The following is a 21,524-nucleotide window of genomic DNA, read 5'->3' on the forward strand; positions in this document are numbered from 1 at the left end:
GGCTGAAAGGAATGGCCGGGTCAGCCCGCCGCAGCCGCTACCGCCGAAGCCACGGAAGCCAGGGCGGCATGCAGCCGGCGGAGGCCTTCCGCGATCTCGTCCGGCGTGTGGGTCGTGAACGACATGCGGAGGGTGGACGGGTCGGCGGGACCGGCGTAGAAGGGGGCGCCCGGGACGTACGCCACGTCGTGGGCGACAGCCACCGGCAGGAGCGCGCCGGCGTCGAGGCGGTCGGGGAGCCTGGCCCAGAGGAACATCCCGCCGTCCGGGCGGTTCCAGGTGCTGCCCGCGGGGAGCGCATCCGGCAGTCCGTCCAGCAGCGCGTCCCGCCGTGCGCGGTAGGCACCGCGCACGCGGTCGAGATGGGCGTCCAGGTCGGAGTCCGCCAGGTACCGCGCCGCCGCGGCCTGGTCGATCGTGGAGGAGTGGAGATCGGCGGCCTGCTTGGCGATGACGCAGGCGCGCCGCAGCGCGCCGGGCGCGCGGAGCCAGCCGAGCCGCATGCCGGGGGCCATGATCTTGGAGAACGAGCCCAGCAGGACGGTGCGGTCGGCGGCCGCCTCCAGCGAGGCGATCCACGGCACCGGCTCCCCGTCGAACCGCAGCTCGCCGTAGGGATCGTCCTCGACGATCCACAGCCCGTGCCGCGCGGCGACGTCGGCCACCGCCCGCCGGCGGGCGGGCGGGAGCGTGCGTCCGGTGGGGTTCTGGAAGTTCGGGATCAGATAGAGCAGCTTCGGCCGCTCGCGGACGACGAGCTCCTCCAGGGCCGCGGGGTCGATCCCGTCGTCGTCGGACGGCACCGGCAGCACGCGCGCGCCCGTGAAGCCGAAGCACTGCAGGGCGGCCAGATAGGTCGGGTCCTCGACGAGGACGGTGTCGCCCGGTTCCAGCAGCGCCGTCGCGAGAAGCGCCAGGCCCTGCTGGGATCCGGCGGTGACGAGCAGATCGTCCGCGTCGGTCGGGAGCCCGCGCGCGCCGAGCCGGGCGGCGACGGCCGCCCGGAGCGCCGGGTCGCCCTCGGTGGTGGAGTACTGGAGTACGCGCTGCGGCGCCTCGGTCAGGACGCGGTCGTAGGCGGCGCGGATCCCCTCGGCGTCGAAGAGCTCGGGGGCGGGCAGTCCGCCCGCGAAGGAGATCACCTCGAGGCGCGCGGTGAGCGCGAGGATCTCGCGTACCGGTGACGCGCCGACCGAGGCGGCGCGGGCGGCGAGGGCGGGGACGTCGGCTCGGTTCGCTCGATTCATACGCGTCATGGGCCGCAGCCTACGAAGAATCGATGCACTGTCCACCTAGTTGACCAGCATGCGGTCGGTGACGCGGTCGGGGGCGCCTGGCGCCCGCTCCCGCATGCGGTCCGGGACGCGGCCCGGCGGCCGTTCCGGCACGCGGCCCGTGACCGACCCCTCCCCATCTGACGTATCGTCAGCTAGACCTGTACGCATGACAGAAGAGACGCGCAGCGAGGTGTACGCGGAGCTGGCCTCCGTCGGGCCGTACGGGGTACGGGTCGGGCACGCCCTGATCACCATGGTGGAGCCGCTCCCGGGCCACGAGTACGCCTACAACAGGTGGTACGAGGACGATCACTTCATCGCCGGCGCGATGGCCATGCCCTGGATGTACGCCGGGCGCCGCTGGGTCGCCACCCGCGATCTGCAGCTGCTCCGCTACCCGGAGAGGTCCGCCGTCGCCCAGCCCGTCACCGCGGGCTGCTACATCTCGACCTACTGGGTCACCGACGGACGCTACGACGACCATATGAAGTGGACCGTCGGCATCAACAAGCGCCTCAACCGGGACGGCCGCGTCTACCAGGACCGCACCCATGTCTTCACGGCGTTCCAGGACCACTCCGCCACCGTCTACCGCGACGGTGCGGCCGGCCCCCGCGACTTCCACGCCCTCGACCACCCCTACACCGGGCTGGTCGTCGAGGTGATCGACGCCGAATCGGCCGAGCAGCGCGAGGAATTGCTGGAGTGGCTGCGCTCCCGGCACCTGCCCAAGCGCCTCGCCGGTTCACCGGCCGCCATGGTGACGGTCTTCAAGCCGACGCCGCTGCCCGGCGACCGGATGACCTATGTGAAACAGGTCGAGGGCGTCGACACCCGGCTCACCCTGCTCTGGTTCCTCCAGCAGGATCCACGCGAGGCGTGGGACGCCCATTTCACCGGCCTGGACGACGAGGTCGCCGCCTCCGGCCTCGGCCGGGTCGAGCTGGTCGCGCCGTTCATCCCGACCGTCCCCGGTACGGACACCTACGTGGACCGGCTCCGCTAAGGCCTGCGGGAGCGGAGCCGGAACCTCGCCGCTGTCGATCCGCAGTGAGCCCTCTCGGCCAGGACGGCGGGCCGGACGAGAGGGCCTTCGGGACTGCTGATCGAACCTGCTGATCGGTTGATGGAACCTGCCGTTCGGTACTGCCGCTCCACTGGGGTCAGTCGAGGTCGTACGTGCCCTGGCCGACATCCGTCACGAACGAGGCCCACGACTCCGGCGAGAAGTCGAGGGTCGGGCCGTAGGGATCCTTCGAATCGCGGACGGCGACGGCGCTGAGGGTGGGCGAGGCCACCTCCACGCATGCGCCGTTGCCCTGAGAGCGCGAGGACTTGGTCCACGCCTTGGTGTTGCCCAGCTGAATGGCCATGATCGCTCCGAGCTTTTCTGTTTGTGCAGCTCTGACGCGACTGAAGCTACTCGCCAACATCACTGACCGCAGGGTCTATTCACTCGACCGGATGGCATATTCCATATGACTCTTCCATGTTGAGCCAGCGGGGGTGTACTCTCCCGCCTTTCCCAGTCCAGAGTGGGTCGGCATGGGTCAACACGGCTCAGCGCGCGTATTCCTTGGCGGCGTCCGCGATGAACTGGCGGCTGGCGTCGGCGCTCAGCGCCTGGGCGCGCAGATGCTCGTACATCACGCTGTAACCGTGCACATCGACCGGCTTCTCCAGATAGAGGTCGGAGGTGACGCCTTCGATGTACACCACACTGGAATCCGTCGCGTCCGGGAATTCGAGGATCGCGAAGTTTCCCGACATACCCGGGTGCGCGCCCGCCTCGTACGGAAGCACCTGCACGGTGACGTGTGCCTGCGATCCCATCTGCACGAGATATTCCAGCTGTTCACGCATGACGTCCTTGCTGCCGACCACCCGGCGCAGCGCGGATTCGTCCATGACCACCCAGAAGCGCAGCGGGGACGCCGGATCGGTGATCCGCTCCTGCCGCCGGAGCCGGATGTCGATGCGCTTGTCGACCTGCTCGGGGGTGGCCTCGGGGAGGGTGCCCTCGATGACCGCCTCGGCGTAGTTACGGGTCTGCAGAAGACCCGGCACGACCAGTGAGTCGTACACACGTAGTGATTCGGCCTCGGTCTCCAGGCCGATGTAGACGCTGTACGGCACATCGCCGAACGCGTGCCACCAGCCCTGCTGGCGCGATTCCTTGGCCATGTGCATGAGGGAGTCGACGATCCGCTGGTCCTCGACGCCGTACACGCCGCACAGGTCGCGGACATCGCGCTGGCTGATGCTGCGGCGGCCGTTCTCCAGCCGGCTGATCTTGGACTGGGAGACCAGCAGCCGGGCCGCCACCTCCTCCGCGGTCATCCCCTTGGTCTCACGGAGTTTGCGCAATTCCGATCCAAGTCGGCGTCGCCTGACGGTGGGATTGACATTGGCCGCCACGGGTGGTGCACCTCCGGCTCCGGACTACTTCTCGTACCGCTTCTTGTACCGCTACTTGTACCGTCTGCGTACTGCTGGTCAGCAGCCTGCCACTACCGGTCATCGGCGCGCTGGCGATTGGTCGTACGAACTGCGGAAATGCGACGCGCGAGGTGGGGGACCGGAGTTGACCGGTGCCCATCCACCTCGCGCGTCGCAGCGGCTCCCGTGCGGGTCTTCCCACCGAAGGCCGGGGAAGGGTCGCCGGGCGGTGCGGGCGCGGTGTCCGGTCCCTGCCGCCGGACACCGTGGCTGCCCTACCGTCCTTGCTGCTCATCTGCTGGGTACTGCGAACTTCTCCCGCGTACTGCCTCGGGTTACCGCATCGGGTTACCGCATCGGGTCACTGCTCCGGAGCGCTATCTCGCTCCGGCCCGGGCCATGCTGTTGTGCCCGGCCGGCCCGACCGCTGCGGGTCGCCCCTGGAGGGGTGCCCGCTTCGGCTGTGCCGCGGCGCCGTTCTGCACGTCCATGACGGCGTGCGCGACGAGGCCGCCCATCGGGTCGTATCTGATCAGGTCCCGCAGGCGCGATCGCGATGACCGGCCCTCGTTCCCCGGATACAGATGCTTGCCGAGGCCCACCGCATGGGCGAGGGCAGCGAGTGCCGCGGTCCGCGGGTCCGGCGGGACGCCGGTACGGATCGCGTTGTCGAGCCGGGCTCTGATGTCCCGGCTGACCTCGCTGTCGCTCGCCTGGTAGCGAGTCGTCGGCAGCACCCCGCACATTTGTCCCGCTACGGCATGCACCATGCCGCACCGCTCCAGATGCGCGAGATACGTCTGGCGCAGCCCCAGGCGAGGCCCGCCGATCCAGTGGACAGCGCGAACCGGACTGCCACGACGGCGCAGCAGTTCGAGCGCGGAGTCCAGTGTCGGATCTCCTGTCGGCCGTGGATGCACCACGGCGATACGATCCCCATCAGGGGCTATCCGTCCAGCCAGGGCCAGCTCGACGAGCTGTGCCCCGGCGAGGCCGAGGTCGAGCGACTGCGGCTGCGCTGTGGTCCCGGTCGTCGGGTCCAGAGCGAGCAGCAACAGCTCTTCCGGAATCGTTCTGCGGCTCTTGCCCATCCATGCCTCCCCGCGTGGATGAATGACAGAGTGACGCCTCTCACATTCATCTGTCGAGAGCGCCTGGAGTGTTCGGGAGGGAACCGACTGGTATGTCGTTCTCGTCTAGGGGGTGAGCGGTGGTGTCGCAGACGGGCCGCGAACGGTTCCGGCGGGTCTGATGGGGGCTTCCCGACCGGGCACGGGAAACTGATGAAGTGAGATGGGGCGTCGTGCGGTGCGCACGGGGACGTCTCTCGTGATGTGTGGAGGAGGTCTGCGTGGCGGGCGAGTCCCCCGGCAGGGAGCAGCAGCAGGAGTCGTCGGGGGAGGCGGCCGAGCAGAAGGCGCGTGATCCGAGGCTGACGGTGTTCCGTGGGCCGGACGTGGTTCCTGATGCCGTACGCGAAGAGCACGGCGGCCTGCCCGATGACCCGGTCCCCGGCACGGACCCCCGTCCCGAAGATCACCCCGAGCCCGCCGACGCCCCTCGCATGTCCGGCGGCGGGGCCGACGACGACGGCCATGGGAGCCTCCCGCGCCAGGCCGGCGCGTCTGCATCCGACGGCGGCACGACTACGCCGGACGTGGTGTCCGGTCCGGACGCCGCTGTCATCGAACCTACGGACTTCGTGGACGCGCACGACGGGCCCGGTGACGCAGCGCCCGATGAGGAGCCCGTCTCCCCGGACGTGGACGAACCTGAGGATTCCGTCGCGAATGCCGACGGAGCGGCGGACGACGATGCCGACGACTCCGGCGAAGGACCGGATTCGGCCGCCGATGCGTCCGCTGACGCGTCGACGGACGAGCCTGCCGACGCGCCCGGAGAGGCACCGGAGGACGCACCCGAGGACGTACCGGCGGGCGCGTCCGGGAACGAGCCTGAGAAGGCCGCTGCCGACGAGCCCGAGCCCGAAGACGCGCCCGAGCCCGAGATCGCCGCTGCCGACGAGCCCGAGGACGCTCCGGTCGACGCACCGGCGGACCCGCCAGCCGACGAGCCCGAGGACGCGCCCGTCGACGCACCGGCGGACCCGCCAGCCGACGAGCCCGAGGACGCGCCCGTCGACGTGCCCGCTCCCGGCAAGCCCGAGGCGGAAGTCGTCAGGAGCGCCCCGGCGGACGTTGCGGCCGACCCGCGCACGGAATCCCCCGCGGAGCCTCCGCGGGCCTCAGAGGACCAGTCAGCCTCTCCGCACGCCCTCGCGTGGCCCGAGGTGGTGCGCCCGGCGCGGCCGGCCGCACCGGAGCCCGCCGCTCCGGTCGCCCCCGCGACCCCCGTCCCCGCCCCCTTCGGGGCTCCCGGCGGCGGGCAGCGGGACGCGGGCCCGCAGGGCACACGGCAGATGCCGCTGCCGCCGGCGCCCGGACAGCCCCTGAAGCTGCTGGCGGAGCTGACGAACACCCCGCCGCCGCGGCAGACGGCGATGCGGACGGTGGCCCGTCGGTTCAAGATCTGGACCCCGCTGGTGGTGCTGCTGCTGATCGCCTTCGCGGTCGCGCAGTCGCTGCGCCCGCTGCCGGACCCGGTCCTGAAGCTGACGGCGGACTCGTCGTTCACCTTCCCGGGCGCCGCGCCGTCGCTGACGTGGCCCGTGATGGGGCAGTCGGCGGCGGAGATCGAGGGTCTCGGGAGCCTGGGCGTGAAGGGCGCACAGACACCGGTGCCGATCGCGAGCGTCACGAAGGTGATGACCGCGTACGTGATCCTCCGGGACCACCCGCTCAAGGGGCAGGAGAGCGGCGGGAAGATCAGGATCGACCAGACGGCCGCCGACGAGGCGTCGTCGGTCAACGAGTCGAAGGTGCATGTCCAGGCCGGCCAGGAGTTCACCGAGCGGCAGATGCTCGAAATGCTGCTGATCCCGTCAGGGAACAACATCGCCCGCGCGCTGGCCCGCTGGGACGCCGGCACGCAGGAGGCCTTCGTCGTCAAGATGCAGAAGGCCGCCGCCGATCTGGGCATGACGAACACGACGTACACCGGTGCGAGCGGCTACGAGGAGACGACGAAGAGCACGGCGGTCGACCAGCTGAAGCTGGCTCGGGTGGTCATGCAGAACGACGTCTTCCGCGCCGTGGTCGCCACCCCGGACACGGTCGTCCCCGGCGTGCCGAAGCTCTACAACACCAACGTTCTGCTGAGCAGCACGCCCGGGGTGATCGGTATCAAGACCGGATCCAGCACCCCGGCCGCCGGTGCCCTGATGTGGGCGGCGCAGAAGACGATCGACGGGAAGCCGCAGCTGGTCCTCGGCGTGGTCCTCCAGCAGCGCAAGGGCTCGACGCCGGACGAAATGATGAAGTACGCCATGAACACCAGCAAGCCGTTGATCACGGACGCCCGGAACGCGCTCACCTCGGCCGTGGTGGTGAAGAAGGGCGAGGTCATCGGCTATGTGGACGACGGCCTCGGCGGGCAGGCAGCGGTGGTCGCCACCAAGGATCTGAAGGCGATCGGCTGGTCGGGACTGAAGTCCGATCTGAAGCTGGTGGCCGGCGCGGCCGGTCTCCCGCACTCGGCGAAGGCCGGCACCGAGGTCGGCACGCTGAGCCTCGGCACCGGCGCGGGTGAGACGAAGGTGCCGGTGGCACTTCAGTCGGACCTGGCGGAACCGTCCTTCGGGGACAAGCTCATCCGGCTCGGCTGATCCGCCGCAGAGCACGGGAGACGAGGGCGGCCGGGTCGAGATGACCCGGCCGCCCTCGCGTCAGCGGGTAGCAGGCGAGGCCGAGCAGGGCGGCGGTGAAGTGGCCGACGTCGGTGAAGGTGCGGCCGTGCACGAGTGCTAGACCGTAGAAGCCCAGGACGCAGAAGGCGTAGAAGTACCTCCATGGTGGGGCGAGGAAATACGTCAGCACGGCCTCGACCGCCGCGAGGCTGTAACTGACGCCCACGTCGAGGGTGTCGACCGAGGTCTCGGGCGCCTGGCCGTGACGGACCGCCCAGAGCAGGACGCCCTGGCTGATGTAGGTGGCGGCGACATGGCCGATGAGGACGACGGCCAGCCAGCGCCAGGTGCCGAGCCAGCGCTCGGCGGTGGCGTGGAAGACGCTGAAGAGGAAGACGTAGAACAGCCAGCCGTCGCCGTCGATCCACAGGGCGCTGCGGAACAGGGCCTTGGCCGGTTCGTCCGACAGGTTGTGCACGTTCGTCGAACGCTCGCCGAGGATCTCGTCCAGCCGGGCGGGTGAGACGTGGTGCATCACGACCGTCGTCGCGAACAGGATCGCCAGCCAGATCTAGGTGCCGGGGGCGCTCCGGACGTAGGACCGGACGGCGCGGGAGAGCGCCTTGAGGCGCGGCAGCCAGGAAGTGTCCACGCTCGGATTGTGTCCGATAAGTGGCTTTCCAAGTGGCTTTTCCTGCCCTGCGCCGCGCCACCGTCAGGTCGTGGGCGTGGCCACGCCGTCCAGCCGGCCCGCCTTCGCCTCGTCGAGCAGTGAGCCGAACTGGTCGGCGCTCATCTGCACCCGCTGGCCGAAGTCATCGGTCAGCACGATGCGCCGCTCGGCCGGCGCCGCAGCGTCGACGAACAGCGTCGGGCATCCGCAGTCGCACTTGCCGCAGAACACGGCCACTTGCTCCAGGCCGTCAGAGCCCGGCATTCCCGTCGTCTCAGCCATCCCCGCCACCTTCGCCGTTCCACTCGGACAGGACGTCATGGCTGGCAATACCCCCCTTCCCGCGCCGCGGATCCTGCGCGCGGAATCAGGCCGAAAGCTCCCGCTCCAGCGGGGTGCGGAAACGCGGAGTGACGCGGATGTCCTTCAGCCAGCCGCCGAGCCGGGCCGCCTCGGCCTCGATCGCCGCCACCGCCGCCTTGCCGGGGCCCTTGCCGGGACCGGTCAGCGGTCGCCACACGACCTCGCCGTCCGGGCGCTGCGCCCATCCGCCGACGACCCGGCCGTCCCACCACACCGTCGGTCCGACGTTGCCGGAGCCGTCGAAGAGCGCGGACCGGTGCTCGTCCGGCAGGAACCAGTCGCGCCGCTGCCAGCCCATCGGCGTCGGGTCCAGCCCCGGCAACAGGGCCGCCCACGGAGCGGCGGCCGGTACGGGTTCGGCATCGCCGGGCAGGACGTACCCGGTCTCCTCGTCCAGCGCGACCTGTTCGGCGCCGACCGCTGCCAGTGCCTTGCGCACGTCCGTCAGCGTCCAGCCCGTCCACCACTTGAGGTCGGCCTCGGTGCCGGGACCGTACGCCGCCAGCCAGTCGCGGGCCAGCCCGGCCTTCGCTTCGGCGGCGGGCAGCTCGGGCAGCGGCGCCGCCACCGCCCACCGGAACTGGCTGCTCGTCCATGACCCCACCGGTCTGCGCCGGGTGATCCTGCCCTCCGCCGCCAGCACCCGGATGATGCGGCTCGACACGTTCTGCCGCGCCTCGTAGGGCTTCCCTGCCGCGACGACCACCTGCTCGCGCAGCCGCGGTTCGTAATCGCCCAGCTGGGCAGCCGTCGTCTCGCCGTGCTCGGCCAGCGTGGCGACCACCGCATCCTCCACCTCGGACAGCCACGCCTCGTCCCAGCCGCCGCCGTCCGCGAGGTACTTGAGCAGCCCGGCCCGCTCCTTCACGGCGATCGCGCGGGCCGCCGCCGCGTACACGACCGGAGCGGAGGCCTGGGTGACGACGAACATCGTCCGCCGCATCGCCAGCAGCCGCACCAGCGAACCGTCCTTGTAGAGCGCCCGCTCCACATCCGCGAAACCGGCCTCGCTCAGCCGCGCCGCCGTCGAGAGGTAGACCGTCGCCGCGTCGGTGGCGTGGAGCGCCACCAGCGACTCCGTGACCTCCTCCGCCGACTTCGCGCGCAACCCGGGCGCCAGCCGGTGCCGCACCCCCACCCGCGCCCGCCGCTCGTCCGCACCGATCCGCCGTACTGCCCCGTTCGCCGTCATTCCCCCATGCTCACACGCGGGTCTGACAACGCCTCAGCGATCGCGGCGGGGTCGTGGCGAGTTCGAGTCGGGGTCGAGTCGGGTTCGCGACGAGGCCGCGCCGTGGACGCGGAACCAGTGGAAACCTCACTCATCGGGCATCCCCTTTCGGCCGAATGGCCGTCCGAGCGACGCAGAATCCGGTTTGCCTGTGGTGTACATCACACTGCTCGGGACCAAAGTCGCGTAATCGACAGGCCTGTTTCCCGGTCTTTGAGTCGACTGGACATAACCCGGCGGGAGAGGGACACCCATGCTGACCGTCATCGACCAGACCCTGCGGGCCCGGCTCTGCGTGCCCGCGGCCGAGGACCGGGTGATCACCGCGACCCTGCTCTACCAGTGCGACGACCCGCTGGCCGCGCGCATGTCGTTCCCGGCGTCGGCGACGCTCGACGGCTCCGACGTCACCTGGACCTTCGCTCGCGACCTGCTGGCGGCGGGTCTCCGGCTGCCGTCCGGCGAGGGCGACGTGCACGTGTGGCCGTGCGGGCCGCGGCGCATCATGATCGAACTCTCCTCGCCGGACGGCGTCGCCCTGCTCCAGCTCGACAGCGGGGACGTACGGGACTTCCTCACGCGCTCCTACGCGGCCGTCCCGCCCGGCGACGAGCACCGCCACGTCGACTTCGAAGCGGTCTTCGCGGCGCTGCTCGCGGACGAGTGACGAGTGACGAGCGACGAGTCACGAATACTCGTCACTCGTCACTCGTCCGCGAGCTATGAGCGGCGCTCAGGCCTTGAACCGGCGCAGCCGCAGGCTGTTGCCGACGACGAAGACCGAGGAGAAGGCCATGGCGGCGCCCGCGATCATGGGATTGAGCAGGCCGGCCGCGGCGAGCGGCAGCGCCGCGACGTTGTAGCCGAAGGCCCAGAACAGGTTCACCTTGATCGTGCCGAGGGTCCTGCGCGACAGCCGGATGGCGTCGGCCGCGACCCGCAGGTCACCCCGTACGAGGGTCAGGTCGCCCGCCTCGATGGCGGCGTCGGTGCCGGTGCCCATCGCCAGGCCGAGGTCGGCCTGGGCGAGCGCGGCGGCGTCGTTGACCCCGTCGCCGACCATCGCGACCGAGCGGCCTTCGGCCTGCAGCCGCTTGATCACGGCGAGCTTGTCCTCGGGCATGACCTCCGCGATGACGTCGTCGCCGGAGATCCCGACCTCCTCGGCCACCGCCCGCGCCACCGCCTCGTTGTCACCGGTCAGCAGGATCGGGGTGAGGCCGAGCGCGCGCAGCCGCGTCACGGCCTCCGCGCTCGTCGGCTTGACGGCGTCGGAGATGACGAGGACGGCGCGGGCCGCCCCGTCCCAGCCGACGGCCACCGCTGTGCGGCCCTTGGCCTCGGCCGCGGCCTTCGCCGTCGCCAGATCCGCCGGCAGGAACTGCGTCCACTCATTGAGAAGCTTCTCGCGGCCCACGAGCACCGCGTGTCCCTCGACGATGCCCTGCACGCCCAGCCCCGGGACGTTGACGAAGTCCTCTGGCACGGGCAGCGGGTCGCCGGCGCGCTCCGCGGCCGCCGTGGCGACGGCCCTGGCGATGGGGTGCTCGGAGGCGTGCTCCAGGGCGCCGGCCAGCCGCAGCACGGTCTTCTCGTCCTCGCCCCCGGCGAGATGCACCTCGGTGAGCGTCATGACGCCGGTGGTCACCGTGCCGGTCTTGTCGAGGACGATCGTGTCCACCGCGCGGGTGGACTCCAGGACCTCGGGGCCCTTGATGAGGATGCCGAGCTGGGCGCCGCGCCCGGTGCCGACCATGAGGGCGGTGGGCGTCGCGAGGCCCAGTGCGCACGGGCAGGCGATGATCAGTACGGCGACGGCGGCGGTGAAGGCCGCGGAGGCGCCCTCGCCGGTGCCGAGCCAGTAGCCGAGGGTGGCGACGGCGAGCGCGATCACGACGGGGACGAAGACCGCGGAGATCCGGTCGGCCAGCCGCTGCACGGCGGCCTTGCCGTTCTGCGCGTCCTCGACGAGCCGGGCCATCCGGGCGAGTTGAGTGTCGGCGCCTACCCGGGTGGCCTCGACGACGATCCGGCCGCCCGCGTTGACCGTGGCGCCGGTGACACCGTCGCCGGGAGCGACTTCCACGGGTACGGATTCGCCGGTCAGCATCGAGGCGTCGACGGCGGAGCTGCCTTCACGGACGGTGCCGTCCGTGGCGATCTTCTCGCCGGGACGGACGACGAACAGGTCGCCGACCGCCAGCTCCCGGGTGGGGACGCGCACTTCGCGTCCGTCGCGGAGTACGGCGACCTCCTTGGCCCCCAGCTCCAGCAGCGCCCTCAGCGCCGCTCCGGCCTTCCGCTTCGAGCGGGCCTCGAAGTACCGCCCGGCCAGGATGAACGCGGTGACTCCGGCGGCGGCCTCAAGGTAGATGTTGCCGCTGCCGTCGCCTCGCGCGATGGTGAATTCGAAGGGGTGCTTCATGCCGGGCATACCGGCCGTGCCGAAGAAGAGTGCCCACAGCGACCAGCCGAACGCGGCGAGCGTGCCGACCGAGATCAGCGTGTCCATGGTGGCGGCGCCATGCCGCAGATTCGTCCAGGCGGCCTTGTGGAAGGGCCATGCCGCATAGACGACGACGGGCGCGGTGAGGGTGAGGGAGAGCCACTGCCAGTTGGTGAACTGCAGTGCCGGGACCATCGCCATCGCGATCACCGGTACGGCCAGGACGACCGCGGTGAGCAGCCGCTGGCGCAGGGGGGTGAGCGCGTCGGGGGCGGTCGCGGGCGCTCCGCCGGTCCCGTTCTCCTCGCTGAGCTCGGGTGGCGGGGCGGGCAGCGCGGCGCTGTAGCCGGTCGCCTCGACGGTGGCGATGAGGTCGTCCACGGCGATGCCGCCGTCGAAACTGACCTTGGCCTTCTCCGTCGCGTAATTGACGGTCGCGGTGACGCCGTCCATCCGGTTGAGCTTCTTCTCGATGCGTGCCGCGCAGGAGGCGCAGGTCATGCCACCGATCTCGAGCTCGACCTGTCGGTCCGCAGACGCCGTGGTCATCGCCACTTCACTCCACTCCTTTTCGCTCCTTGTACTACATGCCTTCGTGGGAAGCCGGGCGCGGCGCTGCCGGAGCGGTCACGCCCGGCCGACCAGTTCGTAGCCGGCCTCGTCGACCGCGGCGCGGACCGTCTCGTCCTCCAGCGCCTGCTCGGACGCTACGGTGACCAGCCCGGTCGAGACGTCCACCGTGACGGTGGTCACGCCGGCGACGCCGGTGAGCTCCTTGGTCACCGCGGCCTCGCAGTGCCCGCAGGTCATACCCGCGACGGTGTACACGGCGGTGTTCGCAGCCGGGGTCTCGGCGGCCTGGCTGTCGGTGTGGCAGGTTCCCTCGGGGGAGCAGCAGGACATGACGTTCTCCTCGTGCGTTCCGTGCGGTGACGGCTGTCGCCGTCCATTGATGGCAACCATATACCCCCCTAGGGTATTTCGCGAAGCCGGACCCGTCTTGTGGTGGACAGGGTGCGCCCTCGGATGCGCGGTCGCGCGCGGGAGAGTGCGTGGTCGAACGCGTGGCTGAGCGCGTGGAAGAGGAGGAAGAGGGAAGCTGGAAGGGAGGGGCAGCCGCGTGGTGGTGCCCCCGCCCGGAGGGAGTGGTGCGCGATGGACTGGTGGGTCTGGATTGTCGTCGCGGTGGCGGTCCTGCTGATGCTGGCGGGTTCGGCGGCAAGGGTGCAGGCGCGGCGCCGCAGCGGTGGAGTGATCGCGGTGCGCCGGGGCGGAAGCCATGTCCGGCGGACCGGGAAGGGGCGCGTGAAATGACCGCGTCGACCGCCTCCACGCTGATGCTCGCGTCGGAGATCACCAAACGGCCGGTGTTGACACTGGACGGTGAAGCCGTCGCGCAGGTCAAGGACATCGTCTTCGAGGGCACGGTGGGACGCATCGCCGGATTCACCCTGAGCGGCCGCGGCCTGCTGTCGGGACCGCTGCGGCACAGCCTGCCCTGGTCGGGCGTCCACGGGCTGGGCCGTGCGGCGGTGATGATCAGGAGTGAGGACGTGTTCGAGAGCCGGGCCGACGTACTCGGCCGCGGCGCCCCGAGCCGCGGGGACGTCCTCGGCTCACGGGTGCTGACCGACGGCGGCACGGACCTGGGCAGGATCTCCGACGTCGTCGTCGAGGTCGTCGAGGGCACCACGGCCCACGTCATCGGCTACGAGATCGCCTCCTCGGAGGCGCTCGGCCGGCAGGGGCGCAAGGTGTTCATCCCGCTCTCCGAGACCACGGCGGTCTCCGGTGAGGCGCTCGTCATCCCGGCGGCCGCGGCCGAGTTCATCGCCGACGACCTTCCCGGATTCGCAGCGGCGGTCCAGGCGTATCGCGCCCGCCGCAGTACGGAGGTCTGATGCTCTTCTCCGAAACGACCGGCCGCCCGGTGGTCAGCGCCGCCGAGGCCACCACCATCGGCGTCGTGGACGGCTTCGTCGTCGACCCGGCCACGGCCGCCGTCGTGGCCCTCCGTCTGAAGAAGACCGACGGCGCCGGCGACACCCTCGTCTGGGAGCACGTCCATGCCATCGGCCCCGACGCCGTCATCGTCCGGTCCGGCGCCACCCTCGGCACCCCGTCGGGCGAGCTGGCCCCTCTCGCCGACAAGCACCGGTCCCTCCCCGGCAAACGCGTCCTCGACGAACGCGGCGAGGACTTCGGCACCGTGTCGGACGTCGAATTCGATCCCGGGACCGGCACCCTGCTCACCATCCACACCACGACCGGCGACCACCCTGGCAGAAGCGTCCTCGGCCTGGGCTCCTACGCCCTTGTGCTCCGCGAGGCCGGTCCCATCGACCGGTGAAAGCCGGAATTTCGACCAGTGAAAGCCGGAACGCCGGATCCCGTTCAGACAGATCCAGTGCTGATCACATGCCGATCACGTGCCCATCACATGATCAGCCGGTCAGCGCCGAAAATCCCGGGACAACAACGGACTTGTCATAGAACGGATGTCCAGGATCGAATAAAATGCGGGCGCGGTGCCCGTGACCCCGGTTCTCTTCCGTGTGACTGCATTTCGTGATGAATGTCGTGATGACTGCATTTCGTGCGGGCGAGCCGGAGGGACAGACGGATGAATACCGAAGTGAACACCGAAGTGAACGCCGAGGAGGCGGACTACCGCGTGGCGGCGGCAACGGGCGAACTCGACCTGGCCACGGCTCCGGACTTCGGGGCAGCGCTCCGCGGGACCGGGACCGGGGACATCGCCGGGCCCCGGCTGATCGTCGACCTCAGCGGTGTGACGTTCATGGACTGTGTGCCGCTGCGCGAACTGTGCGCGGTGTCGATGCGGGGTGACGAGCTGGGCGGGTGGACGCGGCTCGTCTACACCCACGCCAGCATCGGTCTCCTCCTGCGCGCGACCCGCCTGACGCAGCGGTTTCCCCGCTACGCCACCGTCCCCGACGCCCGGTCCGAGCGGGTCGCCACGACCGGCGTCTGACGCCCCGAGGGCCCCTGGCGCGGCCGGCCGGACCCGTACAGTGCGAAGTCCGGTCCCGGCATCATGGCGCCCCGGATCGGGGCGGGCGTCGGGGCAGGGGAAGCGGGGCGGTCTGTCGTGATCAGCGACCGGATGGCCGATGTCCTGCGCGGGCTGCGTTCCGTGGACGGCGTCCTGGCCGCCGAGTGCGCCGAACTGCTGGGGGCCGACGGCGTCGCGGTGTCCCTGGTGGTCGAGGGCGGTGTCACCGAGCTGGTGTGGTGTTCGAGCGGGGTCAGCAGCGGCTTCGAGGAGCTGCAGTTCACCCTCGGGGAGGGGCCGGGTCCCGACGCGCTCCGCTCGGGCGTCATGGTGCTGGAACCCGATCTGCCCGCCGTACGGTCCGACCGCTGGCCCGCCCTGCTGCCGGCCGCCGACCTCCTGCCGGTGCGGGCGGTGTTCTGCTTCCCGCTCGGCGCGGGCGCGATCAGAGTCGGCGTGCTGACCGTGCTGCGCTCCGTCGCTCGTCCGCTGTCGGAGCAGGAGATGGCGGACGCCCTGGTGCTGTCCACCGCGCTGACCATGCGGTTCCTCGGGGGCAGCAGCCGGCGGCTCGATTCGTGGCTGCGGGCCGAGTCACCCGGGGTACTGCGGCGGGCCGTGGTGCACCAGGCGACCGGCATGATCAGCGTTCAGCTCGCGGTCCCGCTGGAGGAGGCGCTGCTGCGGCTGCGGGCCTTCGCCTACCGTCAGGACCGCTCCATCGGGGAAGCTGCCGAGGATGTAGTGGCCAGGCGCCTGCGATTCAGCCACGATATGGCTGGGCCTCATTCGCCCGGCGAAACAAGGGGATGATGCCAATGGCCCGCGAACAGCGCCTCATGGAGATCTTCGTGGAGGTGGCCGACTCCCTGATCGACAACTTCGATGTCATCGACTTCCTGCAGCGGCTCTCCACCCGCTGCGTCGAACTTCTGGACGTCTCCGCCGCCGGGATCCTGCTGGCCGACCCGCACGGCGAACTCCAGCTCATCGCCGCCTCGGACGAACACACCCGGCTGCTGGAACTGTTCGCCCTCCAGAGCGAGCAGGGCCCCTGCATTCAGTGCTACCGCAGCGGTGCCCCCGGCATCAACATCGACCTCACCAGCCGACTCACGACCACCGGGTGGTCTCGCTTCGCGGCCCGCGCCTGCGAGACCGGCTTCACCACCACCCACGCGATCCCGCTGCGCCTGCGCCGCCGGGTCGTGGGAGCCCTGAATCTCTTCCACACCGAGGCCCGCCATCTCAACGCGGATGACGTCGCCCTCGCGCAGGCCCTCGCCGACATCGCCACCATCGCGATCCTGCAGCAACGCACCCTGGAACAGAGCCACATCGAGAACGCCCAGCTCCAGGCGGCCCTCACCAACCGGATCATCGTCGAGCAGGCCAAGGGCATCCTCGCCGAGCGACGCCAGACCTCCGTCGACGACGCCTTCACCGCCTTCCGCTGCTACGCCCGCTCGCACAACCTGCGCATGGCCGACGTCGCCCGCCAAATCATCGACGGCACCTTCGACACCGAACTGATCCCCCAGAGCTGATCCGCCAGAGCTGATCCCGGCGCCCGCCACAACACGACGTGGCCCGGTCCCCGCAGAGGCGGGGGCCGGGCCACGGTGCGATGCGCCGGTGGATCAGGGGGCGTAGTAGCCGTTGAGGTCGGCGATGAGCTGCACGCTGCCCGGGCTTCCGTTGTAGAAGCTGTTCATGCCGGCGTCGCTCGTCGTGACGACCACATGGTTCGGGATCGTCTGCCCGGCCGTCCAGTTGAGGTTGGAGGCGGCCGGGCGGGCGGTTCCCTGCGGATAAACCGTCATGAAGCCGGGCTGGGCACCCTGCGTCACCGTGACGTTCAGGTCCACCCCGATGGCGTTCGCGTATCCGACGTCACGGACGTTCTGCGTCTGGCGGGCGCCGACCGGCGCGGCCGGCACCCATTCGCCGACACCGTCGGAGAACCACGGGGCCCGGGTGTCGATGACCCGGAGCGGCGCGAGCGCGTGGAACTTGGCGCCGCCGGACGCGGTGAAGTATCCGGCCAGGTCGGCGATCACGTGCACGGTGCCACCGCTGTGGTTGTAGAACGACACCTTCCCGTCCTTGACCGGGACGGTCACCAGGTTCGGGATCGTCTGCCCCTTGGACCAGTTGAGGCTCGAGGCGGTCGGGCGGTCACCGCCGTGCGGGTACACGCCCGACCGCCGGCGCGGTTGCGGTGACATTCAGGGTCACCGCTGTCAGACCGGTTGCAGGGATGCCCTTGACGCCCGCCACCTGCAGGTCCAGGGTGCTGCCGGCCGCCAGGGGAGCCTTGGCCCCGCCCGGTCCCGACGGGGTGTCCAGCAGCCGGGCCGGTGTGGTCGGGGTGAAGCCGCTTCCCGTGGTGCTGAAGTAGCCGAGCAGGTCGGCGAGCACATGCACGGTGCCGGTGCCGCCGTTGTAGAACGACACCTTGCCGTCCTTCACCTGAACGGTCACCAGGTTCGGGATGGTCTGGCCCGGGGTCCAGTTCAGGCTCGACGCCGTCGGCCGGTCGTCCCCGTGCGGGAAGACCGTCAGATAGCCGCCCGCGGTCGGCTCCGCGACCGTCACGTTCATGGTCACGGCCGTGACGCCGTTCTGTCGGCGGTGCCTGACCGGGTCAGCTTCAGCTCTTCGCTGTACTGCCCCGACGCGATGTGCACCGTCTGGCCGGGCAACGAGACATCGGCCGCAGCCTGGACGGTGCAGAACGGTGCGCTCTGCTGACCGGTGCCGCTGTTCGTGCAGTGGGCGCCGGTGGCTTTGTCGACATAGATGTCGGTGGTAGCCGCGTTCGCACTTACCTGACCGGTGGCAGGTATCGTGAGTGCGGCCATAGCGCGGCGCCGGTTACACGGCGCCAATTCGAGTCTTGATAATGCCCCCCCAGGGGCGAAACCGGGATGTATCCCTCGGCCGCCTCGGTGGGTATTCCCACCTCCGTCAGCGAGCCGCGCGCGGATCATTTCACACCACTCACACAGGCACCACTGGTATCTCCGCTGGCCCGAGGGACGCGGAAGGCCATCATGTCGGCGGCGCGAAGAAGGCCCGACGCGAAGAAGGCCGGCCCCGGACGAATGTCCGGGCCCGGCCTCCTACGTTCTCGCGGTTCCCGCGCTGATCAACAGCCGATCAACAACCGTGCCCCAGGCAGGATTCGAACCTGCGACACCAGCTTTAGGAGAGCTGTGCTCTATCCCCTGAGCTACTGGGGCGGGGATCTGTCGGAAAACGTGTCGGAAAATCGGTGCAGGTAGACGCGATGATCCAAGCCGCCTTGCGGACAGACTGCGGAGGCCTGACTGTGAGGCCGGGCCACCGCGGTCAGTGTAGCGGGTGGCGCTTGATCTGCATTCGGCTCCATGGCCCCCGGCGCTTCCCAGCGGGTGGGACCAGAGCCAGAGGGAACTACGCTGCGGGGTCGAAGTCGATCATGGCGCGGGTGGCGGAGTTGCTGAGCCAGGCGTAACCGATGTAGATGAGCAGCGCGGCGTTCGCGCCGTAGGCCGGGACCCGCTTGTGCGGGTAGCTCTGGTCGAAGCGTGAGTGCTGAGACTCGCTGTCCTGGCGGAAGCCCTTGAGACGACTGTCGGCATGGGTGTTCGGGGGAACCTGGCGCAGGTGTTCAGTCCGGTTGAACCTCTGCCGCCCCGTCGCGGCCGGGAATACCCGATCCTTGCGGGATCCGGTACGAAGAGACTGACAGTCATACGTGACGGCGCGTAGGCCAGGCGCTCGGTTCAAGATGTGCCGAGCCAGCTTGATGAAGGCGGTGCCTTCGTCGTCGCGGAGGGGGTCGCACTTGGCTGACTTGTGCCGAATGGACTCGATGCCCAGGATGACGCGGCTGTGGGAAGTATTGGCGAGGCGTACGGCGGCGGAGAGGAATTTGTTGCCGTAGACGCGGGTGCCACCGCCTTCGACGGTGTAGCTGGCGTCGCTGTCGACCCGATGGCGGCGGACTTCTCCGGTCACCTCGTTCACAGTCTCTCGGTGTTGCTGCGAGGAGGGCGGGCAGGCGACGGTGGCGTCGGCGTGGAGGACCTGGTGACGTTCCGGGTAGCTTCGACTGGTCCGCTTGCTGGATTCCTTCATCATTCCGTGGCCGAGGGCCTGTTGGATCCAAAGTTCGCGGCTCACGTTACGCAGGTTTGCGAAGTCTGGCTTGAGCTTCATGTGGAAGAATCATGTGGAAGAAGTAGTTCCACTGACTGCGCGTGGGCCCGGTCGACCGAAGGGCATCCGCGGCTTCATCGCCCATGTGGGTGCGGACGCCCTGGCGTACGACATCCCACCACTGCTCCTCCTCGAAGTGGGACGCGGTGGCCCGCGCGGAGCCGAACAGTGAGATGGCGCAAAGGAAGACCAGATAGGCGATGGGCGGGTGGACAGCGGGCCGACCAACCCTGCTCGGCGAGGGAAAGGCGCTGACAGCGGTGTAGAGGTCGGGATTGTCCAGGAGGTACTTGAACCGCTTGCTGACCGTCAGCGGCGGCGCCTCAGGCCCCTTCGGCGGCGGGGGGTCGGTAGCGGCGCCGAACGTGTCGTCGGGAATGGCCCCCATGACGTAGGCAGGCGCCTTTTGCGTCCGCTCGCGCCTTGTGCGCTTCTTCGGCGAGGTCACGTGGCATCGCCTCGACGGGGCGTATTCCACTGCAGGTCCGCCAGGTCGGCTGCCTGGTCGAGGGAGGACAGCCCCAGGCGGCGGGCGACTTCGGACAGCTGCCCCGTCTCGTTCAGGATCTGGCGAGCGACGTAGCGGGTGACGTCCCGCGGTTCGACCTTGCGGGCCATGGTGGACAGGCCACTGCGGCGGGCGATCTCACTGAAGCCGGCGCCCACGCTGGATTGCACGACGATAGAGGACGAGCGGGAACTGGCCACCAAGCGGTGCGGTCCGGGGCGCTTCATCTCCAGAAAGGTGGCGCGCAAGGTCAGGACCTCATGCTCATCGGGCTTCAGACACCAAAATGATCATGGCGCCCGTGCCTGCCCTGCCATGCACCCAAACCGATCACCACTGGACCAATAGCAGGACCCCGGAACTTGCAACCGCCCTGGCCGGGAGGGGTACCCCAGAGCGTGGTGCGGTGCCAGGTGAGGTGGCCGGCGGTGGTGACAAGTTCGGTGGGTGTGCCGGTCAGGTCGGTGGTGGTCGCGTGGCGGAGGAGCTCTTCACCCGCCTGTGGTCCAACGTCGACGACCTAGACCGCAAGGTCGTCGACGGGGTGCGGCGGCGCCTACACCGGCTGGAGACCGGCATCGTCGACCCAGCGGCGACGGCCCGGAATCGCCGACGACGCCCCCGCCACGACCGACAACGTCCACCGACCCATCCGCTGAGCCGGTCCCAGCCGGCCTCACTTACATCCGGGCGGCCGCGCCGCCGCACGGCCTTCGTACGGGGAGATGTGGGAGGGCGACACGCCTTCGAACGGGGGCGTGCCGCTTCCCGCATCGGCTCGCCCGCCCCTCTGCCGGGCCGGCCGTCATTTGGCGCTCAGGCCTTCTCGAAGCTCTGGAGCACGACGCTCCAGACGTCGCCGTGCCCCGGCCACTCGTCACGCTCTTCACGATTGTTCAGAACAAAGACAGAAACCTCCGTCGAGGCCGCCCGGTATTCGATGAACTCCCCTTGGTTGCTGGGCATGAGTTCTGGCGCATCGCGAACGGCGGAGAGCCGTTCGAGTACATCGTCCCAGGCTACATACTGGGAAAAATCCACTTGCTGGGCGGTCCGCCATTGGGCAATCTGGTTAGGATCGGTACCGAATCGGTGGACCTGGATCGAAATGCTTGTGCATCGCCATTGAGGGCCGTCGGTAAAACAGAATTCGATGACGCCGTAATCTCGCCGAAGCTGGAGATTGTCAGGATCGTCATGTACATCAATGAAGTCGGCCCGCAGCACGCGTCCTACTTCCGCCAGCGAGGAGCCGATGCCGACACCGTGCACTCTGCCACTCGCGATGACTTCGGCCAGAAATTCGGCACCATTCACGGAGTCTTCTCCAGGGAGTCGATGAGAGCTTGCATTTCGTTCGCGCGGTTCACTGTGTTGCCCCAGTTGTGGTCGAGCATGTTCTCCTTGGCTGATTTTGCCTTTGCAATGAGGTCGGCACGAAGGGCGGGGTCTGAATTCACTGCCTCGACGGCTTTCCGGACACTGCTTTCGGACGCCCAGCCAGTTGCTTTGAGGCGGATCGGTTCGCCGGTGATGATGCCCTTCGCGTTTGCGAAAATGCGGACCTCATCTTTGCCGATGTGGACGTGGGCGCCTTTGGTGGCCCAGTCGGAAGCCATC

The 21,524-nt window shown here is 69.5% G+C and carries 26 protein-coding genes and 1 tRNA gene; 9 read left to right on the plus strand and 18 right to left on the minus strand.

Going from position 1 to position 21,524, the window contains the following annotated elements; all coding sequences use genetic code 11:
• Positions 1-20 precede the first annotated feature (20 nt).
• Entirely contained in the window at positions 21-1,256 is a 1,236-nt protein-coding gene (locus tag QMK24_RS12335; RefSeq protein WP_283465657.1) for an aminotransferase-like domain-containing protein, read from the minus strand.
• A gap of 187 nt (positions 1,257-1,443) precedes the next feature.
• Between QMK24_RS12335 and QMK24_RS12340 the strand changes: the two genes are divergently transcribed.
• Positions 1,444-2,283, plus strand: coding sequence for a hypothetical protein (locus QMK24_RS12340; RefSeq protein WP_283465658.1), 840 nt, complete (start codon positions 1,444-1,446; stop codon positions 2,281-2,283).
• A gap of 157 nt (positions 2,284-2,440) precedes the next feature.
• Here the strand turns inward: QMK24_RS12340 and QMK24_RS12345 are convergent, their stop codons facing one another.
• From QMK24_RS12345 to QMK24_RS12355, 3 genes are all read right to left on the minus strand, one after another.
• Positions 2,441-2,650: a DUF397 domain-containing protein gene (locus QMK24_RS12345; RefSeq protein WP_283465659.1), complete on the minus strand. Its 210-nt coding sequence runs from the start codon at positions 2,648-2,650 to the stop codon at positions 2,441-2,443.
• A 187-nt stretch (positions 2,651-2,837) separates the two neighbouring features.
• Positions 2,838-3,695, minus strand: coding sequence for a helix-turn-helix domain-containing protein (locus QMK24_RS12350; protein ID WP_283465660.1), 858 nt, complete (start codon positions 3,693-3,695; stop codon positions 2,838-2,840).
• A 398-nt stretch (positions 3,696-4,093) separates the two neighbouring features.
• Positions 4,094-4,807, minus strand: a complete 714-nt coding sequence (locus QMK24_RS12355; protein WP_283465661.1) for a GOLPH3/VPS74 family protein — start codon at positions 4,805-4,807, stop codon at positions 4,094-4,096.
• Positions 4,808-5,067: 260 nt separating this feature from the next.
• Between QMK24_RS12355 and QMK24_RS12360 the strand changes: the two genes are divergently transcribed.
• Positions 5,068-7,440 (plus strand): D-alanyl-D-alanine carboxypeptidase, encoded by a 2,373-nt coding sequence (locus QMK24_RS12360; RefSeq protein WP_283465663.1) that lies wholly within the window; start codon positions 5,068-5,070, stop codon positions 7,438-7,440.
• On the opposite strand, the gene QMK24_RS12365 is transcribed toward QMK24_RS12360, so the two are convergent.
• The 3 genes from QMK24_RS12365 to QMK24_RS12375 all read right to left on the minus strand — a co-directional run bounded on the left by QMK24_RS12365 (position 7,424) and on the right by QMK24_RS12375 (position 9,689).
• Positions 7,424-8,032: a rhomboid-like protein gene (locus QMK24_RS12365; protein WP_283465760.1), complete on the minus strand. Its 609-nt coding sequence runs from the start codon at positions 8,030-8,032 to the stop codon at positions 7,424-7,426. The genes QMK24_RS12360 and QMK24_RS12365 overlap by 17 nt on opposite strands.
• 144 nt (positions 8,033-8,176) lie before the next feature.
• Positions 8,177-8,398 carry a hypothetical protein gene (locus QMK24_RS12370; protein ID WP_283465761.1) on the minus strand — a complete coding sequence of 74 codons (222 nt, stop codon included), beginning with the start codon at positions 8,396-8,398 and terminating at the stop codon, positions 8,177-8,179.
• Positions 8,399-8,501: 103 nt separating this feature from the next.
• On the minus strand, positions 8,502-9,689 hold the full coding sequence (locus QMK24_RS12375; RefSeq protein WP_283465664.1) for a winged helix DNA-binding domain-containing protein: 1,188 nt from the start codon (positions 9,687-9,689) through the stop codon (positions 8,502-8,504).
• Positions 9,690-9,981: 292 nt separating this feature from the next.
• On the opposite strand from QMK24_RS12375, the gene QMK24_RS12380 reads away from it, so the two are divergent.
• Positions 9,982-10,395 carry an SsgA family sporulation/cell division regulator gene (locus tag QMK24_RS12380; RefSeq protein WP_283465665.1) on the plus strand — a complete coding sequence of 138 codons (414 nt, stop codon included), beginning with the start codon at positions 9,982-9,984 and terminating at the stop codon, positions 10,393-10,395.
• Between the two features lie 66 nt (positions 10,396-10,461).
• Here the strand turns inward: QMK24_RS12380 and QMK24_RS12385 are convergent, their stop codons facing one another.
• On the minus strand, positions 10,462-12,723 hold the full coding sequence (locus QMK24_RS12385) for a heavy metal translocating P-type ATPase (protein WP_283465762.1): 2,262 nt from the start codon (positions 12,721-12,723) through the stop codon (positions 10,462-10,464).
• Positions 12,724-12,801: 78 nt separating this feature from the next.
• A complete protein-coding gene (locus QMK24_RS12390; protein ID WP_283465667.1) occupies positions 12,802-13,077 on the minus strand; it encodes a heavy-metal-associated domain-containing protein in 276 nt (91 codons plus the stop codon).
• Positions 13,078-13,329: 252 nt separating this feature from the next.
• Between QMK24_RS12390 and QMK24_RS12395 the strand changes: the two genes are divergently transcribed.
• The 6 genes from QMK24_RS12395 (at position 13,330) to QMK24_RS12420 (ending at position 16,737) form a co-directional block, all read left to right on the plus strand.
• On the plus strand, positions 13,330-13,488 hold the full coding sequence (locus QMK24_RS12395; protein WP_283465668.1) for a hypothetical protein: 159 nt from the start codon (positions 13,330-13,332) through the stop codon (positions 13,486-13,488).
• Complete coding sequence (locus QMK24_RS12400; RefSeq protein WP_283465670.1) at positions 13,485-14,075, plus strand: PRC-barrel domain-containing protein; 591 nt, start codon at positions 13,485-13,487, stop codon at positions 14,073-14,075. Before QMK24_RS12395 ends, QMK24_RS12400 begins: the two co-directional genes overlap by 4 nt.
• Positions 14,075-14,524 carry a PRC-barrel domain-containing protein gene (locus QMK24_RS12405; RefSeq protein ID WP_283465671.1) on the plus strand — a complete coding sequence of 150 codons (450 nt, stop codon included), beginning with the start codon at positions 14,075-14,077 and terminating at the stop codon, positions 14,522-14,524. Before QMK24_RS12400 ends, QMK24_RS12405 begins: the two co-directional genes overlap by 1 nt.
• Positions 14,525-14,797: 273 nt before the next feature.
• On the plus strand, positions 14,798-15,169 hold the full coding sequence (locus QMK24_RS12410) for an STAS domain-containing protein (protein ID WP_283465672.1): 372 nt from the start codon (positions 14,798-14,800) through the stop codon (positions 15,167-15,169).
• A 117-nt stretch (positions 15,170-15,286) separates the two neighbouring features.
• Entirely contained in the window at positions 15,287-16,003 is a 717-nt protein-coding gene (locus QMK24_RS12415) for a GAF and ANTAR domain-containing protein (protein ID WP_283465673.1), read from the plus strand.
• Positions 16,000-16,737 carry a GAF and ANTAR domain-containing protein gene (locus QMK24_RS12420; RefSeq protein ID WP_283465675.1) on the plus strand — a complete coding sequence of 246 codons (738 nt, stop codon included), beginning with the start codon at positions 16,000-16,002 and terminating at the stop codon, positions 16,735-16,737. The genes QMK24_RS12415 and QMK24_RS12420 overlap by 4 nt, the downstream gene beginning before the upstream one ends.
• 93 nt (positions 16,738-16,830) lie before the next feature.
• Here the strand turns inward: QMK24_RS12420 and QMK24_RS12425 are convergent, their stop codons facing one another.
• The 9 genes from QMK24_RS12425 to QMK24_RS12465 form a co-directional block, all read right to left on the minus strand.
• Entirely contained in the window at positions 16,831-17,418 is a 588-nt protein-coding gene (locus QMK24_RS12425; protein WP_283465676.1) for a hypothetical protein, read from the minus strand.
• Positions 17,369-17,794 (minus strand): hypothetical protein, encoded by a 426-nt coding sequence (locus QMK24_RS12430; protein ID WP_283465677.1) that lies wholly within the window; start codon positions 17,792-17,794, stop codon positions 17,369-17,371. The genes QMK24_RS12425 and QMK24_RS12430 overlap by 50 nt, the downstream gene beginning before the upstream one ends.
• Positions 17,795-17,796: 2 nt before the next feature.
• Complete coding sequence (locus tag QMK24_RS12435; RefSeq protein WP_283465678.1) at positions 17,797-18,054, minus strand: DUF1565 domain-containing protein; 258 nt, start codon at positions 18,052-18,054, stop codon at positions 17,797-17,799.
• A 308-nt stretch (positions 18,055-18,362) separates the two neighbouring features.
• Positions 18,363-18,435 (minus strand) — tRNA-Arg (locus QMK24_RS12440).
• 193 nt (positions 18,436-18,628) lie between these two features.
• The gene (locus QMK24_RS12445) at positions 18,629-19,360 is read right to left on the minus strand and encodes a hypothetical protein (RefSeq protein ID WP_283465679.1); all 732 of its coding nucleotides are present in this window, start codon (positions 19,358-19,360) and stop codon (positions 18,629-18,631) included.
• A 1-nt stretch (position 19,361) separates the two neighbouring features.
• Positions 19,362-19,844 (minus strand): hypothetical protein, encoded by a 483-nt coding sequence (locus QMK24_RS12450; RefSeq protein ID WP_283465680.1) that lies wholly within the window; start codon positions 19,842-19,844, stop codon positions 19,362-19,364.
• A complete protein-coding gene (locus QMK24_RS12455; protein WP_283465681.1) occupies positions 19,841-20,074 on the minus strand; it encodes a hypothetical protein in 234 nt (77 codons plus the stop codon). The genes QMK24_RS12450 and QMK24_RS12455 overlap by 4 nt, the downstream gene beginning before the upstream one ends.
• Before the next feature lie 646 nt (positions 20,075-20,720).
• Entirely contained in the window at positions 20,721-21,221 is a 501-nt protein-coding gene (locus QMK24_RS12460; protein WP_283465682.1) for a hypothetical protein, read from the minus strand.
• Positions 21,218-21,523, minus strand: a complete 306-nt coding sequence (locus tag QMK24_RS12465; protein ID WP_283465683.1) for a hypothetical protein — start codon at positions 21,521-21,523, stop codon at positions 21,218-21,220. The genes QMK24_RS12460 and QMK24_RS12465 overlap by 4 nt, the downstream gene beginning before the upstream one ends.
• Between the last annotated feature and the right edge of the window lies 1 nt (position 21,524).

It is taken from the genome of Streptomyces sp. PH10-H1, from assembly GCF_030063355.1.
Taxonomy (GTDB): domain Bacteria; phylum Actinomycetota; class Actinomycetes; order Streptomycetales; family Streptomycetaceae; genus Actinacidiphila.

Coding starts and splice junctions, on each gene's coding strand:
- QMK24_RS12435 (WP_283465678.1), bottom strand. CDS start 18,054: ATGGCCGCACTCACGATACCTGCCACCGGTCAGGTAAGTGCGAACGCG.
- QMK24_RS12385 (WP_283465762.1), bottom strand. CDS start 12,723: ATGACCACGGCGTCTGCGGACCGACAGGTCGAGCTCGAGATCGGTGGC.
- QMK24_RS12410 (WP_283465672.1), top strand. CDS start 14,798: ATGAATACCGAAGTGAACACCGAAGTGAACGCCGAGGAGGCGGACTAC.
- QMK24_RS12340 (WP_283465658.1), top strand. CDS start 1,444: ATGACAGAAGAGACGCGCAGCGAGGTGTACGCGGAGCTGGCCTCCGTC.
- QMK24_RS12465 (WP_283465683.1), bottom strand. CDS start 21,523: ATGGCTTCCGACTGGGCCACCAAAGGCGCCCACGTCCACATCGGCAAA.
- QMK24_RS12345 (WP_283465659.1), bottom strand. CDS start 2,650: ATGGCCATTCAGCTGGGCAACACCAAGGCGTGGACCAAGTCCTCGCGC.
- QMK24_RS12405 (WP_283465671.1), top strand. CDS start 14,075: ATGCTCTTCTCCGAAACGACCGGCCGCCCGGTGGTCAGCGCCGCCGAG.
- QMK24_RS12390 (WP_283465667.1), bottom strand. CDS start 13,077: ATGTCCTGCTGCTCCCCCGAGGGAACCTGCCACACCGACAGCCAGGCC.
- QMK24_RS12425 (WP_283465676.1), bottom strand. CDS start 17,418: ATGTCACCGCAACCGCGCCGGCGGTCGGGCGTGTACCCGCACGGCGGT.
- QMK24_RS12335 (WP_283465657.1), bottom strand. CDS start 1,256: ATGACGCGTATGAATCGAGCGAACCGAGCCGACGTCCCCGCCCTCGCC.
- QMK24_RS12375 (WP_283465664.1), bottom strand. CDS start 9,689: ATGACGGCGAACGGGGCAGTACGGCGGATCGGTGCGGACGAGCGGCGG.
- QMK24_RS12395 (WP_283465668.1), top strand. CDS start 13,330: ATGGACTGGTGGGTCTGGATTGTCGTCGCGGTGGCGGTCCTGCTGATG.
- QMK24_RS12380 (WP_283465665.1), top strand. CDS start 9,982: ATGCTGACCGTCATCGACCAGACCCTGCGGGCCCGGCTCTGCGTGCCC.
- QMK24_RS12400 (WP_283465670.1), top strand. CDS start 13,485: ATGACCGCGTCGACCGCCTCCACGCTGATGCTCGCGTCGGAGATCACC.
- QMK24_RS12420 (WP_283465675.1), top strand. CDS start 16,000: ATGATGCCAATGGCCCGCGAACAGCGCCTCATGGAGATCTTCGTGGAG.
- QMK24_RS12430 (WP_283465677.1), bottom strand. CDS start 17,794: ATGAACGTGACGGTCGCGGAGCCGACCGCGGGCGGCTATCTGACGGTC.
- QMK24_RS12355 (WP_283465661.1), bottom strand. CDS start 4,807: ATGGGCAAGAGCCGCAGAACGATTCCGGAAGAGCTGTTGCTGCTCGCT.
- QMK24_RS12370 (WP_283465761.1), bottom strand. CDS start 8,398: ATGCCGGGCTCTGACGGCCTGGAGCAAGTGGCCGTGTTCTGCGGCAAG.